The following is a 14,906-nucleotide window of genomic DNA, read 5'->3' on the forward strand; positions in this document are numbered from 1 at the left end:
CCGGTGGCGAGCACGGCGACCGACGCCGACGCGGCTCCCGGCGCGCAGCCCGGAGGCGGTGCCCCACGGCGTCGCCTCCGGGCCGGCACCGGCCGTTGGGTGCTGCGCAAACTCGTCGGCGCGAGCCTCACCCTCGGTTTCGTCCTGGTCTTCAACTTCGTGCTGTTCCGGATGATGCCCGGCGACCCCGCGAAGACCTTCCTGCGTGGGCGGCAGGCCAACCCGGAGCGCCTGGCGCAGCTACGCGACGAACTCGGCCTCGACGACCCCTGGCCGGTGCAGTTCGGCAAGTACCTCCGGGAGACGCTGCGGGGCAACCTCGGCGACTCCTGGTCCCAGGGCAACCGACCGGTCGTCGAGCTCATCGCCGACCGGCTGTGGCCCACGCTGCTGCTGTCCGGCACCGCCCTGGTGCTCGCTGCGCTGGTCGGCATCTGGCTCGGGGCCCGGTCCGGCTGGCGACACGGCCAGGCGTTCGACAAGGGCAGTACCGGTGTGGCGATCGGGTTGTACTCGCTACCCGAGTGGTGGCTGGGGCTGCTGCTGTTACTCGTGTTCGCCTCACCCGCCGGACTGAACATCTTTCCGGGTGGCGGCATGACCGACCCGCGTGGCGGGGTGGATCCCGTCCTGGACACGCTCTGGCATCTGGTGCTGCCGTGCACCACGTTGACCCTTGTCTACATTGCCCAGTACGCCCTGATCATGCGCTCGTCGGTGCTCGACGAGCGCTACGCCGAGTACCTCACCACCGCCCGTGCCAAAGGGCTGCGCGACGACCAGGTGCTCACCCGACACGCGCTGCCCAACGCGCTGCTGCCCACCCTCACCCTGTTCTTCCTCAGCCTCGGATTCGTGGTCTCCGGCGCGATCACGGTGGAGACCGTCTACAGCTGGCCCGGTCTGGGCCTGTTGTCCTACGAGGCGCTCAGCGGCCCGGACATCCCGCTGCTGCAGGGGCTGTTCCTCGTCTTCTCGGTCACGGTGATCCTGATGAACCTGCTCGCCGATCTGCTCTACCCGCTGCTCGACCCCCGGGTCAGGCTGTCGTGAACGCCGCGCCGGCCGTGCCGCCCACGGCGCGTGCCCTGGCCCGGCAGCGTCGCCGGGCCGCCCTTCGTCATTTCTGGACGGCCTACCGTCGGGACGTCGAGGGCATGATCGGCCTGGTCCTCATGCTGGGCTGGGTGGTCCTGGCGCTCACCGCTCCGGTACTCGTGGACGCGGAGTCGTTGCGGGTCACCCAGGCGTCCGGGCCGCCGCTGGCCGCACCCTCGGTGGACCATCCGCTCGGCACCGACGAGGACGGGCGGTCCCTGCTCGCGTTGATCATCTGGGGCAGTCGGGTCTCGCTGCTGGTCGGTCTCGCCGCCACGGTCATCTCGATGGTGATCGGCACCCTGGTCGGAGTCACCGCCGGTCACTTCCGTGGCCGGCCCGGCGGCCTGCTCGACCGGGTCACCGACTTCTTCCTGGTGATCCCGTTCCTGCCGTTGGCGATCGTGCTGGCCACGGTGCTGCGGGTGCGCTGGCCCACGGTGCCGCAGGTCATCGCGGTGATCGTGGTCATCGGCATCACCTCCTGGCCGGGTACGGCCCGACTCGTCCGCGCTCAGGCGATGGCGGTCGAGGGACGTCCCTACCTGGAGCGGGCCCGGGCCCTCGGCGGCGGCCACTGGCACCAGATCGCCCGGCACGTGCTGCCCAACGTCCTACCGGTGGTCTTCGCCAACACCACGCTCAGCGTGTCGCTGGCGATCCTGGCCGAAACCACCCTGTCCTTCCTCGGTCTCGGTGATCCGCTGCGCCCGTCCTGGGGCACCGTCCTCGACGGTGCCTACTCCGCCGGTGCGATCAGTCGGGGTGCCTGGTGGTGGGCGATCTTCCCGGGCGTGGCGGTGGCGTCCACCGTGTTGGCGTTCAACCTCTGCGGCCGGGCCACCGAACGCATCTTGGACCCGCGGCTGAAGGGACGGGCATGAACCTGCTGGAGATCAGGGACCTTCGGGTGTCCTACCGCATCAACGGCGAGGACCTGCCCGCCGTACGCGGCGTCGACCTCGACGTACAGGCCGGTGAGACGGTCGGCATCGCCGGGGAGTCGGGCTGCGGGAAGTCCACCCTGGCCGGCGCCGTACTGCGGCTGCTGCCGAACGGGACGAGGGTCACCGGCCAGGTCAGGTTGGCCGGCGAGGACGTGCTGAGCATGTCGTGGGGGCGGTTACGCGCGGTGCGTTGGAACACCGCCTCCATCGTGTTCCAGGCGGCGATGCACGGCCTCAACCCGGTCCGCCGGATCGGGCAGCAGATCGCCGAGCCGATCCTGGTACACGAGCCGGCAGCCGGTACGCGACGGGCTGCCGCCCGCGCGGCGGAGCTGCTGGAGCAGGTGGGCGTGCCGGCCTGGCGGGTCCGGTCGTACCCGCACGAGTTGTCCGGTGGCCAACGCCAGCGCGTCATGATCGCCATGGCGTTGGCTTGCGACCCGCAGCTGATCGTCGCCGACGAGCCGACCACCGCGCTCGACGTGATGGTCCAGGCGCAGGTTCTGAACCTGCTACGCGACCTGGTTCGGGAACGCGGGGTCGGCCTGCTGATGATCAGCCACGACCTGTCGGTGCTCGCCGACCTGTGTGACCGGGTGGCCGTGATGTACGCCGGCCGGGTCGTCGAGCAGGGGCCGGGCGGGCGGCTGTTCACCGACGCCACCCACCCGTACGCCAGGGCCCTCGCCGCCGCGTTCCCGGTGATCGGTGACCCGGCGTCCCGGATGGCGCCGCGCGGTCTGCCCGGAGATCCGCCCGACCCGCGGGAGCTGCCGTCCGGCTGCCCGTTCCACCCGCGCTGCCCGGACGCGGTGGTGGTGTGCGGGGAAACCGACGTACGGCTGCGCGAAGCCGGGCCGGACCGGACAGCGGCCTGCGTGCACGTCGGCGTGACGCAGGAGAGGGAGGGCATCCGATGAGAAGCCGGCAGGTCGACACGGCCTCGGACGGCGCGGTCATCGAGGCGCGTGACCTGCACGTGGGGTTCGGCGCGACCACCCGGAGCGGGCAGCCACCGATCAGAGCGGTCGACGGCGTCGAACTGGCCATCGGGCGCGGGGAGATCGTCGCGCTCGCCGGTGAGTCCGGCTGCGGGAAGACCACCCTGGCCCGCGCGTTGCTCGGCCTGGAACGACCATGGCGCGGACAGGTGCTCCAGCACGGCCAACCACTGCGGTACGGCACCCGCGCGTTGCGTGGGTACCGCCGCCAGGTGCAGTTGGTGCTCCAGGATCCCAGCGGCGCGCTGAACCCCCGCCGGACGGTCTACGAGGCGGTCGCCGAAGGGCTGCGCATCCACCGGCTGCCCGGCGACGAACGGGACCAGGTGGCCCGGGCGCTCTCACTGGCGGGGCTGCGTCCCGCGGAACGCTTCTTCAGCCGTTACCCGCACGAGCTTTCCGGTGGTCAACGACAACGTGTCGTCATCGCCGGTGCGCTCGTGCTGGACCCGGCGGTGATCGTCGCCGACGAGCCGGTCTCCGCGCTGGACGCCTCGGTCCGTGGGGAGATTCTGGCGTTGCTGCTGTCCCTGCGTGAGCAGCTCGGGCTCTCGGTGCTCGTGGTCACCCACGATCTCGGGCTGGCCTGGAACATCGCCGATCGGCTGGCCGTGATGTACCTGGGCCGGATCATCGAGTCCGGCCCGACCGAGCAGGTCCTCGGCGCGCCCCGGCATCCGTACACGGGCGCGTTGTTGTCGGTGCTTCCCGAGTCGACCCACCGGGCGCCGGTGGTCCTACGCGGCGAGGCACCCGATCCGAGCCGGGTGCCGTCCGGCTGCCGGTTCCATCCGCGCTGCCCGGCGCTCGGCGACGGGTCGGCCGGCCGGGCGGGGATCGCCGACCGGTGCCGCTCCGAACCGCTGCGGATGTTGCCGGCAGCGGCCGGTCACACGGCTGCGTGCCTGCTGGCCCGCTCTAGCGAACCTGACGGCTCGGTGGATCCGGCCGACGCGGGACCGGCGGCGGACCGGGCGGTGCCGGCCTGACCGGCTGTGACCAGGTCAACCGGATCGCGCCGGTCGGGTGCGCACCGGGTGCCGGAGCAGTTGGGCGACCGGGACACCCCAGGTCAGCCGAGCTGTTCGGGTGCCAGCCCGAGTTCGCGGGACACGCTGAGCCGTACCCAGGCGGCGGTCTGCTTGCGGGAGACGACCCGTTCGTGGACGGCGACCTGGACGGCCAGTCCGTCGATGAGGGCGTTGATCCGCCACGCAGCGCCGTTCGGATCGTCGCAGGTGAAGCTGCCGTCGAGGACACCGGCCGTGATGACCTGTTCGAGGGCTTCCTTCCATCGCAGGTCCAGCCGCCGGGACACCTTCTCCAGCTCCGGCACCCGCAGCGACTCCGCCCAGCCGTCGATCCACATCGCCCAGGCCTTCGAACGGCCGGTCGGCGCGTACAGCTTCAGGATTTTCCGGAGCTTGGCCAGCGGCGCGGCGCTGGATACGACCACCTCTTCGAGCCGGGCCAGCTCCTGCTCGGCGGCGTAGTTGAAGGCCTGGGCGAGCAGACGTTCCTTCGTCGCGAAGTGGTAGAAGACGAGCGACTGGCTCACCCCGGCGGCCCGGGCCACGTCGGCGGTGCGGGTGTTGGCCATGCCGCGTTCCACGAAGACGTCGCACGCGATTCGCAGTAACGAGTCCAGGCGTACCTCGGCGGAACGTCTCGTCACGCCGGCTACCGTAGCCCATCATCGGCTCCGTCGACGACGGCCGGGCGCCTCTGACTGCCCAGTCAGTCAGAGGCGGTGGTGCCGACTTCCAGCGGTCGTCGTGGCATGCGACCGGCGGGTGCCGATGGTGGGGACGGAAGCGGGTGCCGTGCGCCGCCCCCACCATCTGTCCTGGCCCGCTACTGCAGCGGCCCTCCCCGGTGCACCACGTTGCGGAAGGTGACCTGGGCACGGTCGATGTCGGAGTCGGCGAAGTACTCCCGCCACAGCGCCTCTGCCTCCGCCGGGTTGGTGGCGGTGCCGTACGGCTCCCAGCCCGGGTAGGTGCAGTTGAGGTCGTTCGTGACGTTGCAGCCGCTCTCGGCGTCCTGGGCCTGGACGTAGCTACCGAACTTCATGTACGACGCGGCAGAATCCTGCATGTCGTACGTGAAGGTGACAGACGTCTGGCCGATCGTCGAGCCGACCGTGATCACTCCGTGGTCGTTGACGAAGTCGTAGTGGATGGTGTCGCCGCTGTTGATGGTGCCGAGGTCGATGATCTCCTCGTTGATCTCGCCGTCGCCGCTGACGAAGCCCGGGATCTGCACCCGGGCGTACACGTCGAAGACGCCGTTGCTGGGAATGCCCTCGAGCAGGGGGTAGTCGGCGATGCTGAAGCCGCCCTCACCCTCTCCCTTGAAGATGCCGAGCGGGCTGGAGTCCTGGACGTAGAGCTTGAACTGGGTGGAGAATCCCGCGCCGGTGCCGGCGTGGATCTGGTGGGCGATGAGCTTGACCCCGGCGTCGAGGTCGAAGGTCATGTCGGCCGAGAAGGCTTCGTAGATCTCATCCGACGCGACGCGGGCCGCCTGGGGCGTCTTCAGCTCGTCGCGGGGGCCTCCGCCACTGCCGGTGACCGTGAACTGCTCCAGCCCGTCGAAGCTGAGCACGTAGGGATCGCTGGACCGGATGTAGTCGCCCGCCTCCGAGTCGTCCCAGACGGTGGGGTCGAAGCCGGTGCCCGGGGACGGGGTCGGCGTGGGCGTCGGCGTGGGGGCCGTGCCGCCCGCGTCGAGGGTGAAGTCGTCGAAACGCCCGGTCTTGCCACCGTAGGCCGCGAAGACCACGACGGAACCGGCGTTGCCGGAGTTGAACTCGACACTGACCTTCTCGAAGTCGCGACCGCCACCGGAGGCGGTGACGTCCTGGCCGCCGACGGTGACTCCGATGATCCCTCGGCCGCGTACCTGGGCGGTCAGCGTGTAGTCGGTGCGCGGCGTGACCTCGACTTCCTGTCGGATCTGGCCGCGCCTACCGTCGATCTTCGCCGAGTGGTCACCGGTTCTTCCGACGTCGGACAGGGCGACGTCGTCGGGTGGGCCGATCTGCCAGCCAGCGAAGTAGCCCTGCTCGAAGCCGGGGTTCTCCAGAGTGACGGTGCCGGCGTTGGCGGTGGTGGCGATGGTGCCGAACGCGGCGGTGGCGAGGAGACCGATGACGGTGGCGCGCGCGACGAGCCGCGTCCGGATTCGGGCTGTTCTCACGGGGTGGTTGCCCTTCTGGTGTGGTGGTGGTGTGCCGGGACCTCACGACGACCGGGTCGAACCGCGCGGGTCGTCACCGGGGGCCCGACCGCCCAGGTCGTTGCCACAGCAGCCGCAGGTCTCTTGTGCACGAGGTCAACTCCGCAGTGTATCGATTTACTGTAGAGGTGGGAACAACGCTATCAGTGGCCATGGACGTTCGGCAATGGAACGAGCATGCTCTTGTGTCCTGAGGACTGCACCGAGATGACGTGCTGGTTTCTCGACCACGGCGAGACCGTCGCGCCCAGGTGCTACTCGGCGCGGGTGAGAACGGAGGTGGATCGATGCATGGGCAGACCTGGATCTCATCACTCGACCTGCTCGGCCACCACGATCCGCAACCGCCGCGACGAGTGGACCCAGTTGGACGCCGTCATCACCATCCGTGGCCTCATCCGTCAAGCGTGGATCCTGTACCGGTGGGACACCCGCCCCACCCGCCGGCCATGAACCACCTATCTGCGCGACCTCTTAGTAGCGCCCGGCAGCGGCCAGCAGCCCGGAGAGGGTGGGGAAACGCACCCGGGGTCGGCCGGTGCTCACCCCGGCGGCCACCTCCGCCGCGTCGATGCGCCGCCAGCCCTCGCGGGTGGTCAGATAGGGGTTGCGGTCCCGGAGGAACGCGAGTGTGACTTCCCGGTCGTGGCCATGGGCGCGAAGGTTGCCGGTGCGCAGGTCCTCGAGGACGGCTGCGACGGTCTCGACGGCACAGCGCTTGTTGGAACCGACGACGCCGGCCGGACCCCGCTTCGCCCAACCCGCCACGTAGGTTCCAGGGGCGACGCGGCCGGCGGTGTGTGGGATCCGGCCCAGCCGGTCGTCGAAGGGCAGGCCGGGAATTGGGCGGCCGCGGAATCCGACAGCGTGCACGACAAGTCCGCAGTCAAGCCGTTCTGTTCTGTCGGTGGGATGAAACTGCCCGTCGCGTAGTTCGGTGTGGACGATGTCGAGGGCGTCGACACGGGCGTCTCCGCGGACCGCGACCGGTGCGACCTGGAAGCGCAGGGTGAGTCGGCGGTTGTGGGGAGAGCCCGGCCGGTTGGCGAGCGCGCGCAGGGTGTCGAGCGACGGGCCGGTGCCGTCGAGCGACGGTGCGTCGATGGTGACGTCGACACCGGGCAGCCGGCCCAACTCCTGGAGTTCGGCGTGGGTGAATGCGGCGTGGGCGGGAGCGCGGCGACCGAGCACCACCACGTGCCGGATCCGGCTACCGGCGAGAGCGGAGAGAGCCGGATCGGCGATGTCGGTGCTCTGCAGTTGGACCGGATCGCGGACGAGGATACGGGCGCAGTCGAGCGCGACGTTGCCGTTGCCGACGACGACGGCCTGGTCGACGTCGAGGTCGAGCCGTTCGTCTGCGGCGGCCGGGTGTGCGTTGTACCAGCGGGCGAGGCGGCCGGCGGTGATGCTGCCGGGCAGCTCGACGCCGGGAATGTCTGGCTGCCGGTCGGAGGGTGCGCCGGTGGCGTAGACAACGGCGTCGTAGTGCTCACGGAGATCGTCGTGTGTGAGCAGTGGGCCGGCCTCGACGCCGCCGAGGAACCGCACGGCGGGGTGGTCGAGGGTGCGTTCGAAGACCCGGCTGACGGTTCGAATCTGCGGGTGGTCGGGGGCCACACCGGAACGCACCAGCCCCCAGGGGGTGGGCAGCCGGTCGAGCAGGTCGACCTCGAGGTCACCGCCGAGCTGAGCGAGCAACGCGGCCGTGGTGTAGGCGCCGGCGGGGCCGGCGCCCACGACGGCAAGGCGCAGCGTGCTCACTGCTCGCGCCCGGCACGGGCGATGGCGCGCCAGAAGACGGTGGTGTCGCTGCCATCGGCGAGGGCCTGCCGGAGGCGGTCCGTCGCGACAGTCGACAGTGGTGTGACCAGGCCGGCGAACTTGTCGTCCTGCTCGGCCGTGCTCATCGGGTCGGCGGGATCGCCCCTGGCGACCAGACGAGGCTCAAGCCGCATCGTCGTGCCGTCGGTGAGATGGATGTCGAGTTGGGTGCCGTAGTGCTGGGGCAGGTGAACGTCGAGCTCCGGGTCGTGGACGACCTTGACCCGGGAGGCGATGTCGAGAATCGCTGGATCGTGGAGGCGGTGCTCGGCGATCTGGTCCGGTCCGGCCTGGCCGTGGACGGCGAGTGCGGCGAGCACGAAGGGGTAGCTGTACTGCGCGTGTTCCAGCGAAGGTGGACGGCGGTGGGTGAGGAAGGTGGCCCAGTGGTGGGTGGCCACCCTGATGGAGTGGATGTGGTGGGCGCGTAGCCCGTCGGCGAGCAGGTCGTTCAACGCATCTGCGGCGGTGTGGGTGTAGCGGCAGGCTGCGTGCGGTTTCAGGTAGGAGCGTTCGATCTCGAAGGTGCTGCCGAGGGAGTCCACGAACGGGTCGCCGGCCGCGTGTGGCTCGTCGAACGGTGTGGGTGGGAAGATGGTCGGTGCGAGGGCTGGAGCGGTCTCGTGCGGTATCGCCATCCAACCCTGTTCGGCCAACCGGCACGCGGTGACCGCGGTCGCGGCGGACCACCCGATCGCTTCTTTGACCGTTGGCCACTGGAGTGCCGAGATGGGGGCGTGGGCCCAGGCGATCAGCATCGCGCGGCGGATGGTGTCGGCGTCGCCGCCGCGTACCTTCGCGGCTGCCGCCGCCGCGCCCACCGCCCCGGCGGTACCGGTGCAGAACCAGCGATTGGTCTCGTGGCGCGGCCAGAGCAGATGCGCGGCACGGACCGCGACCTCGAAGCCGGCGACTTGCGCGGCGAGGAAGGTGGGCAGGTCCACCGGGCGCGTGGAGGCCGCCACGAGAACTGTGGGGACGATGACCGACGAGGGGTGGATAGCCCCGCCCAGGTAGTGCCCGTCGTCGTAGTCGAGGGCGCTGGCAGAGACGGCGCTGACGAAGGCGGCGGCGGTTTCGGTCCGAGTCGGAGCACCCGGAATGAGGGTACTCGCCTCGCCCGGATCGGTCATGGCTGCAGCAGCCATCCGGGCGGCCTTGGTGGCGGCGCCACCGAGGGCGGTGCCGATCGTGTCTAGCAGTCGTTCCCTGGCACGTTGACGGGCGGCCTGCGGAATGGCGTCGAAGCTCATATCGGCGACTCGGAGGGCGACTCTATCGCTGTTCACTGATATGCTCCTTTGGATCCAGGATTCAATCTTGCGTCGTCGATCAATTGGAGGAGTTCCGATGTCGAGCAGGCCCTTCCAGAAGCCGCCGACCCAGGTCGAGGCGGTGCTGTCGGAGCTGCGGCGGGCGCTGCTGGAGGGTGACTATCCGGCCGGATCTCGCCTCAATGTCGACGGCATCTCCAAGACGCTCGGGGTTAGCCGGGCACCGGTCCGTGATGCCCTGCGCATTCTTGAGGGCGAGCAGCAGGTCATCTACGAGCCGCATCGGGGCTACTGCGTCCCGGAGATGCGCCTGGAGGACCTTTTCGACCTGTACCGCATTCGGGAATTGCTGGAGTCGGAAGCCGCCGCGCTCGCCGTGCCGACGCTCACCCCGGCCGACATTGCCGGACTGCGCGCCTCGGCCGAGGTGGTGACCCGTGCGCTTGCAGAGGGCAACCGGGTGACCGCCACCTACGCCAACCGTGAACTGCACTTCCGGCTGTTCGAGTCGCCCGGACACGAGCAGTTGGTGACCTCGATCCGGCAGGCGTGGAACGCCGATGCGTACCGGGCCCTCTATCTGAGGGATCTCGACAGCGCAGCAGCAAGCGCCAGCGAGCACGACGCGATCGTTGACGCCGCCGCCGAGGGTGACGTCGCGCGGGTCGTCCTGCTGCAGAACGCCCACCGAGACGGCGAGCTGAAGGCCCTGCTGCGGATGCTCGCTGATCGTTTCCCCGGTGCGCAGGAACTGTCCGCCAACAGGTGGCGGGCTATGGCGGGCGCGGGCCGGACGGTCGAGACCACCTGAACGGCAGAGATCGCGCTGGTGCCGGTGGCCCGGCCGGAGCCGGGTGGTCACGGCTCGCCCAGCGTCCGGACCACCCGGTCAAGCAAGTCGACACCGATCCGCAGCGCCGACTCGTCAAAGTCGAAACTGGGTTCGTGGTGACCGCCGGCCAGGTCTGAGCCGATGACGACGTAGGTCCCGCGCCCGCCATGGGTTCGAACCCGGTCCAACAGCCAGGCGGCGTCGTCGCTGGCCCGGTCGGTGAGGGAGTCACCGACCCGGGTCACGCTGGAGACCTGTCGGGCTGCCTCCGCCACCCGAGCGGCGAGGTCGGCGTCGCAGCGCACCGCTGGGGCCTGCCCGACGGTCTCCAGCGCACAGGTCACCCCGTAGGCCGTCGCACTGCCCTGTAGCGCTGCGGTGATGCGGGTGACCAACAGGTCGCAGGCCTCGGTGTCGTCGGCGCGTGCCTCCAGCAGCAGCGTGGCTGTCGCCGGCACGATGTTCGACCCGCCCGGACAGTGCAATGCTCCCACGTTGACCCGGGTGGTGGCGCGGCCGTGCTGGCCGACGGAGTGCACCGACAATGCTGCTGCTGCGGCGGCGAGTAGGGCGCTGCGCCCCCTTTCCGGGGCCAGGCCGGCGTGCGCGGCGATGCCGGTGAAGGTGGCCCGCAGCTTGACCGAGGCGAGCGCTCCGTCGGTTCGTGGATACACGGTGCCGGTTGCCGCACCAAGTCCCAGGTGAATGCAGATGAGATCGTCGACGTCGTCGAGCACACCCGATGCGGCCATCGCACGACCACCCCGTAAACCTTCCTCGGCGGGTTGAAAGAGCAGCTTGATGGTGCCGGCGAAGTTCCGGTCGGCGAGTCGGCGGGCCAGGCCGAGAACGATAGCGGTGTTGCCGTCGTGTCCGCAGGCGTGCATGGCCGTCGGCCGGGTGGAGGCGAACCCGAGCCGGTGCGGGAGATGGTCGTCACTGTCGCTCTCGGTCAGTGGCAACGCGTCGATGTCGGCGCGCACCGCTACGACGCGACCTGGCCGTTGGCCGTGGAATGTGCCGACCACCCCGGTCAAGCCGCCCACGAGCGCCGCCATGATCTCCGGGTCGCAGCCGTCGTCGAGGGCCTGTTGCCACCGCCGGTCGACATCGTCGGGGATTCCCATGCGTAGCTCGGGGACCAGGATCTCGCACCCGAGCCCGATGTCGGCGCCGAGCTCACCCAGCCGTGCCGCGATCAGGCAGGTGGTCTGGTACTCGCCGAACCCCGGTTCGGGTACGGAGTGCACCGCGCGGCGTGTCGTGACCTCGTCGTTCACCGGATCCAGTTCTCGTAGTCCAGCGGTGCCACCCGTTCGTGACCGGTCGGGGTGATGAGCACCGGTTCTCCGATGTAGAGGCTGCCTCCGTCGGGGCCGGGCAGTCCGATGAAGTAGAAGAAGGTCATGCCTGGCGCGAACACGCGTGATTCAGTGACCTTGATCCGGAGGTTCTCCAGCCAGGTGGGCGGGAATCCGACGCCGGTGCCGTAGCCTACGTGCCGACCGGCACGGGACACACCTCGCGTGGTGAGTTGGCTTTGAACGAGTCGGCTGACTTCTGCGATCGGTTGTCCCGGTACGAACGCGGCGAAACCGGCTTCGAGGGACTCCACCATGACGTCGTGCAGATGTGCGACCGATGGATCAGGTGGGCCGAGGCAGTAACTGAAGGCGCCGACCGCATGGTAGCGATTGGACGCCGCACCGATCTCCACCACTACCGACTCTCCGGCTCGAATCCGGCGGGTGGTAGCCGCCCCGTGGGTCTGGGTCAGGGTGCGGGGGCCGGAGGCGATTGGTGGTGGAATCGCTGGTGGGTCACCCCCGAGCCGGTACAGTTCGTCGACGATGGCGCGGTGCACCTCAGTCTCCGGAACGCCGGCACCTACTACGTTGCCGGTGACCCGGAAAGCCGCGTCGAGCTGGTGGGCGGCCTGCCGGAACCAGGCGATCTCATGGTCGTCCTTGATCACTCGCAGGTCACCCACGACGCGTGAGGCGTCGGTAAGCACGATGCGTCCGTCGAGGTACCGGCGGAGGTCCTCGTGGTAGCCGGGCAGCAGCGCGTGACTGAACAGCTCGATGCCGACTCGCGCGCCGGACGGAACCTGCCGGTCGCGTAACAGGTCGGCGACGAGCTGCCCGGGGGTCCGTGGCGACTCGTCGTACCAGACGCGCACGTCGTCGATCAGGCCGGTGCCCCGGATCATGTGCTCGTCCGGGGCGCGGCAGATCGCTCCAGGAGGCAGGGCCTGCTCGGCCGGCAGGTAGACGACCTGGAAGACCCAATAGCCGATCTGGTCATAGCCGAACAGGTAGAACAGCGACGCCTGGTCGACCAGCAGGAGGCCGGCGAGTCCCTGCTCGGCACACTCCCTCCGGATGCGCGCGATCCGGTCCTGGTACACGTGTACCGGGACAGTCCGGGTCGGTTCGTCGGTCATGCCATGGCCTCCGCGGTTTCCGGTGAGATTGCCTCTCCGACGGGGTCGGTGACGGTGGCGACACCGCACCGCACGACCAGCCGCCCCGCGAGCAGCAGCGAAATGGGGTGCTGGCCGGTGTCGTCGAGGACGAGCAGGTCGGCGCGGGAGCCCGGTACGCAGGCTCCGATGCCGGTCAGGCCCAGCCGGCGGGCCGCGTGGCCGGCGAAGATGCCGGCCAGCACATGTGCCGGGACGATCCGTTCGGCGAGGCAGCGGCGTAGTACGTCGAGCAGTAGAGCCGGTTGGTGGGGGACCAGGGTGCCGTCGTGCGGGTGTGAGCCTCCGGCGTCGGAGGTCACGGTGATCTGGTCCGCCGGCACCTGTTCGAGAAGTTCAGCGACGGCGCGGTGTGGGGGTACCGCACCGGGGAAATAGTCCGGGGTGATGCAGGCCGTGACATCGACGTTGACGCCGCAGTGCGCCAGGTCGGTCGCTGCGGCGAGCACCCGCGGGTTCCAGTTGACGTGGGTGACGGTGAGCATCGCGGCGGGTACCGTACCGTCGGCGACTGCCCGGCTGATCAAGGTGACGGCGGCCGGTTCAGCACCGAGGTGCAGATGCAGCACGGCGGGCTTGCCGCCGGTTCTGCTGCCCCGGGCGACCTCACCGGCCAGTAGCCGCAACTCGTCGACGGTGCCGACGGCACCGACCTCACCGACGGCCGCCTTGACTCCGCGTACCTCGGTGAACAGGGCGAGGTCGCGGCGGATCGTGCCGGTCAGGGTCCTGGGCGGGTGACCGATCTCGCCGGTGAACAAGTAGGCGTTGAGGCCCTGTGCCCGTAGCGCGTGAACCCGGGCCAGCAGCGTTTCGTGGCCGCGTACCACGGTGTCGTGCCCCAGGCAGCCGACCACCGTACCGATGCCGGCGATGGTGTAGCGATCGAACAGGATCGGCAGGCTCTGGGTGTGGGGACCGCCTCCACCGCCCCCGCCGGTGGGGTGGGAGTGCTGGTCGACGAGGGCGGGCAGGACGAGCTTGCCGGTAACGTCGTGTTCGACGACCGGAACTCCGGGCAGGTCGATCCGGCCCAGGTCCGCGTCGACCGTCGCGATCCGGTCACCGACCACGAGTACGTCCGCTCGCGCCGTGCCGTGCTCTGTGGCGACCTGGCCACCGCGGAGGACCAGAGCGGTGATCGGCGGTTCAGATCTGGGGGACATCGAGCCGCTCCATCAGCTTCTGGAATTCGACCAACGGGATGTCCTCCGGGCGCAGGTAGAGGATCATCTGTGCCTTGAGTGGGGGTAGCAGCCAGGGCTGCTGGCTTTCCACGATCGCCCGATCCTGTTCCTTGATGCCGAGGTTGAACTCCTCCCACAGCCCGTCGTGGGCCGGGTCTTGGTCGTAGGTGCGGGACAGCTGGGTGAAGGAGATGGTCCGGTCGTGGGACACCGGCTGGTAGACGTTCCAGGTGACCGAGACACCGGCATCGGAGTAGATGACGTTCTTCATCGAGTTCACCGTGGCGACGTTCGTGAACTCGACGTCCACGGTGCGTAGTGGACCGCGATCGGCTCGGCTCTCGGCGACCATCGGGCTCTCCGGCATGCTGGTGCGGTACCGCGAGGTGAGCACTCCTGCCTCGGACACCACCACCGGTCGGTCGCCCAACCGCTGGGGCAGGCGGGGCTGACCGGCCAGGCCCAGTACGTCCGGATGGACCCAGGAGAAGTGTGTGTCGTCGAGGGCCGCCATCACCAGGCGCGGCACACTAGCCCGCCACTCGGCATGCTGCACCAGCTCGTTGCGGTGGAACTCGGGATCCTCGAACTCTGGGTACGGCGGCAGGTCGCCCTGTGGTTCGTCGGCCAGGCAGAGCCAGATGAGGCCGTATCGCTCCTGAGCGTGGTAGCGCCGGACACGGGCCTGAGCGGGGATCTTCTCCTCGCCGCGCAGGGGGATGTCCACGCAGCGGCCGGTGCGGTCGTACTGCCAACCGTGGTACCGGCAGCGCAACACCCGACCGTCGACGATGTCGCCGAGGGTCAGCGCCGCGCCGAGGTGCCGGCACACGTTCGTCAGCGCGCTGACCTCGCCGTCGAGCCGGGATAGGACGATCGACTCGGTGAGTAGGACGACGTGTATGGGTCGGTCGGTCAGATCCACCGACCGCAGGACCGGGTGCCAGAACGGTCGCATCGCGGACAGGTAGCCGGCAATGGATTCCGGTGAGGGGCTTGACATTCTCGGGCTCCGTGA

General features: G+C 69.6%; 14 protein-coding genes. 6 read left to right on the forward strand and 8 right to left on the reverse strand.

Annotated elements, in window-relative coordinates; genetic code table 11:
• Positions 1-3 precede the first annotated feature (3 nt).
• From HCA58_RS08845 to HCA58_RS08860, 4 genes are read left to right on the forward strand one after another with little or no spacing between them, the layout of a single operon-like run.
• A complete protein-coding gene (locus HCA58_RS08845) occupies positions 4-1,053 on the forward strand; it encodes an ABC transporter permease (protein ID WP_205808106.1) in 1,050 nt (349 codons plus the stop codon).
• On the forward strand, positions 1,050-1,982 hold the full coding sequence (locus HCA58_RS24005) for an ABC transporter permease (RefSeq protein WP_346775923.1): 933 nt from the start codon (positions 1,050-1,052) through the stop codon (positions 1,980-1,982). The genes HCA58_RS08845 and HCA58_RS24005 overlap by 4 nt, the downstream gene beginning before the upstream one ends.
• A complete protein-coding gene (locus HCA58_RS08855) occupies positions 1,979-2,965 on the forward strand; it encodes an ABC transporter ATP-binding protein (RefSeq protein WP_169597291.1) in 987 nt (328 codons plus the stop codon). Before HCA58_RS24005 ends, HCA58_RS08855 begins: the two co-directional genes overlap by 4 nt.
• The gene (locus tag HCA58_RS08860; protein WP_169597292.1) at positions 2,962-4,035 is read left to right on the forward strand and encodes an ABC transporter ATP-binding protein; all 1,074 of its coding nucleotides are present in this window, start codon (positions 2,962-2,964) and stop codon (positions 4,033-4,035) included. Before HCA58_RS08855 ends, HCA58_RS08860 begins: the two co-directional genes overlap by 4 nt.
• Before the next feature lie 83 nt (positions 4,036-4,118).
• On the opposite strand, the gene HCA58_RS08865 is transcribed toward HCA58_RS08860, so the two are convergent.
• Positions 4,119-4,721: a TetR/AcrR family transcriptional regulator gene (locus tag HCA58_RS08865; RefSeq protein ID WP_169597293.1), complete on the reverse strand. Its 603-nt coding sequence runs from the start codon at positions 4,719-4,721 to the stop codon at positions 4,119-4,121.
• A 179-nt stretch (positions 4,722-4,900) separates the two neighbouring features.
• Positions 4,901-6,247: a hypothetical protein gene (locus HCA58_RS08870; RefSeq protein ID WP_169597294.1), complete on the reverse strand. Its 1,347-nt coding sequence runs from the start codon at positions 6,245-6,247 to the stop codon at positions 4,901-4,903.
• A gap of 330 nt (positions 6,248-6,577) precedes the next feature.
• On the opposite strand from HCA58_RS08870, the gene HCA58_RS23145 reads away from it, so the two are divergent.
• Positions 6,578-6,739, forward strand: coding sequence for a hypothetical protein (locus tag HCA58_RS23145; protein WP_205808228.1), 162 nt, complete (start codon positions 6,578-6,580; stop codon positions 6,737-6,739).
• Positions 6,740-6,760: 21 nt separating this feature from the next.
• Here the strand turns inward: HCA58_RS23145 and HCA58_RS08880 are convergent, their stop codons facing one another.
• Entirely contained in the window at positions 6,761-8,050 is a 1,290-nt protein-coding gene (locus tag HCA58_RS08880; RefSeq protein ID WP_169597295.1) for an FAD-dependent oxidoreductase, read from the reverse strand.
• Positions 8,047-9,399, reverse strand: a complete 1,353-nt coding sequence (locus tag HCA58_RS08885; RefSeq protein WP_169597296.1) for an MmgE/PrpD family protein — start codon at positions 9,397-9,399, stop codon at positions 8,047-8,049. Before HCA58_RS08885 ends, HCA58_RS08880 begins: the two co-directional genes overlap by 4 nt.
• A 61-nt stretch (positions 9,400-9,460) precedes the next feature.
• Here HCA58_RS08885 and HCA58_RS08890 point away from each other — a divergent pair, with 61 nt between their 5' ends.
• Positions 9,461-10,195 (forward strand): GntR family transcriptional regulator, encoded by a 735-nt coding sequence (locus HCA58_RS08890; protein ID WP_169597297.1) that lies wholly within the window; start codon positions 9,461-9,463, stop codon positions 10,193-10,195.
• A 47-nt stretch (positions 10,196-10,242) separates the two neighbouring features.
• Here the strand turns inward: HCA58_RS08890 and HCA58_RS08895 are convergent, their stop codons facing one another.
• From HCA58_RS08895 to HCA58_RS08910, 4 genes are read right to left on the reverse strand one after another with little or no spacing between them, the layout of a single operon-like run.
• On the reverse strand, positions 10,243-11,496 hold the full coding sequence (locus HCA58_RS08895) for an amidohydrolase (RefSeq protein ID WP_169597298.1): 1,254 nt from the start codon (positions 11,494-11,496) through the stop codon (positions 10,243-10,245).
• Positions 11,493-12,662, reverse strand: a complete 1,170-nt coding sequence (locus HCA58_RS08900; RefSeq protein WP_169597299.1) for a Xaa-Pro peptidase family protein — start codon at positions 12,660-12,662, stop codon at positions 11,493-11,495. The genes HCA58_RS08895 and HCA58_RS08900 overlap by 4 nt, the downstream gene beginning before the upstream one ends.
• Positions 12,659-13,867 (reverse strand): hypothetical protein, encoded by a 1,209-nt coding sequence (locus HCA58_RS08905; RefSeq protein WP_169597300.1) that lies wholly within the window; start codon positions 13,865-13,867, stop codon positions 12,659-12,661. Before HCA58_RS08905 ends, HCA58_RS08900 begins: the two co-directional genes overlap by 4 nt.
• Positions 13,851-14,891: an aromatic ring-hydroxylating dioxygenase subunit alpha gene (locus HCA58_RS08910; protein WP_169597301.1), complete on the reverse strand. Its 1,041-nt coding sequence runs from the start codon at positions 14,889-14,891 to the stop codon at positions 13,851-13,853. Before HCA58_RS08910 ends, HCA58_RS08905 begins: the two co-directional genes overlap by 17 nt.
• Positions 14,892-14,906 lie beyond the last annotated feature (15 nt).

The organism is Micromonospora sp. HNM0581, from assembly GCF_012726175.1.
In the GTDB taxonomy this organism is placed as follows: domain Bacteria; phylum Actinomycetota; class Actinomycetes; order Mycobacteriales; family Micromonosporaceae; genus Micromonospora.

What these genes read in the sequence shown, in the direction of transcription:
- HCA58_RS08855 (WP_169597291.1), top strand. Translation starts at nt 1,979, where the DNA reads ATGAACCTGCTGGAGATCAGGGACCTTCGGGTGTCCTACCGCATCAAC.
- HCA58_RS08900 (WP_169597299.1), bottom strand. Translation starts at nt 12,662, where the DNA reads ATGACCGACGAACCGACCCGGACTGTCCCGGTACACGTGTACCAGGAC.
- HCA58_RS08860 (WP_169597292.1), top strand. Translation starts at nt 2,962, where the DNA reads ATGAGAAGCCGGCAGGTCGACACGGCCTCGGACGGCGCGGTCATCGAG.
- HCA58_RS08890 (WP_169597297.1), top strand. Translation starts at nt 9,461, where the DNA reads ATGTCGAGCAGGCCCTTCCAGAAGCCGCCGACCCAGGTCGAGGCGGTG.
- HCA58_RS08910 (WP_169597301.1), bottom strand. Translation starts at nt 14,891, where the DNA reads ATGTCAAGCCCCTCACCGGAATCCATTGCCGGCTACCTGTCCGCGATG.
- HCA58_RS23145 (WP_205808228.1), top strand. Translation starts at nt 6,578, where the DNA reads ATGGGCAGACCTGGATCTCATCACTCGACCTGCTCGGCCACCACGATC.
- HCA58_RS08905 (WP_169597300.1), bottom strand. Translation starts at nt 13,867, where the DNA reads ATGTCCCCCAGATCTGAACCGCCGATCACCGCTCTGGTCCTCCGCGGT.